This window comes from Pseudomonas sp. 05N434 (genome assembly GCF_056396965.1).
This window is the reverse complement of the sequence record NZ_JBFTMK010000890.1, coordinates 1-1,192: the sequence shown is the minus strand read 5'-3', so window position 1 is coordinate 1,192 and position 1,192 is coordinate 1. Positions and strand designations below refer to the sequence as shown.

At 47.8% G+C, this 1,192-nt stretch carries 1 protein-coding gene; it reads left to right on the top strand.

What is annotated here, in order from left to right:
• A partial coding sequence (locus tag AC1DLB_RS30455) for a glycosyltransferase (RefSeq protein WP_477786337.1) occupies nucleotides 1–1,192 on the top strand: 1,192 nt, incomplete at both ends.

Below are 1,192 nucleotides of genomic sequence, written 5' to 3'. Positions count from 1 at the left end.
TTTTTCTTGCCCACACAGAAATCGACTTTAATTTCTGCGTTCAAATAGATTTGCATCTGGAAGGCCTGGCGAACAACTTGATTACGCCTGTTGTTGCAGTTCTAGCTGATAAGCGATGTGTGCGGGTTGATGAGCGTCCCGTCATCGTGGTTAAGCTCAATGAGTACGACGAAGACATCGTTGATTCAATTCGCAAGCTACGTGAGCGATTGAATGAACTGTGTGACGGCGTGTACCTGATTGCTCAGTTTGGTTTTGCGGGTTCGGAAGAGTTGGCGCAGGACCTGGATGGTTTGTGTGACGCCGTGCTTGATCTTTCTGCAGATCCTGTACCGGGCGAAACTGGCGTATTTACACCGCAAAACAAGAATGGAATAGATACCGTTCCGTATAACCTTGTTGCTTCGCAAGGGATCGTACGAGCGCAGAAAACACATCTTCGTACTACTCCGGTTTTCCACGCTATTTCATTGGGGCGTGATGAAACTGCGCTTAAGCAATATTCTCCTCTTGTGTATTCGCGCTTTCACATTCGTGACTATGGACGTTGGCTTGACGCGGCGATCAGGGGCGCGAGAAAGGCGCTCCCCGAGGATCGCCGTCTACTGTTCGTGAATGCCTGGAACAATTGGCAGGAAGGACTTTTCCTTGAGCCAGACAGTATCACCGGTTTTGGTCGGTTGAACGAAACAACACGCGCTTTGCTGGATATTGATTCCAGTATCGTTATGCCAAAAGTTTCGGTAATTGTTCCAAACTATAATCATGAGAGCTACCTTGCTCGTCGGCTGGATAGTATTTATGGGCAGACTTACAAGAATATAGAAGTTATCCTGATGGATGACTGTTCGACTGATGATAGCCGTTCGGTGTTAACTGGTTATGCGGAAAAGTACCCTGATATAACGCGCTTGTTGTTCAATGAGACGAATTCGGGTGGCGTTTTTCATCAGTGGGCTAAGGGGATCAAGGCGGCCAAAGGTGATCTGGTATGGGTCGCTGAAAGCGATGATTACTGTGATGAGCGTTTCCTGGAGGCGCTTGTTAGTTGTTTTGATGATGAAGCGGTCATGCTTGCGTACTCGAAATGTGAGTTCGTAACGACCGACGAAGTTGTGATGCCGGACCAGTTCCTTAACTATGTAAGTGATCTGGAGTGTGCGAATAAATGGGCGGGTTCCTATGTAAGCAC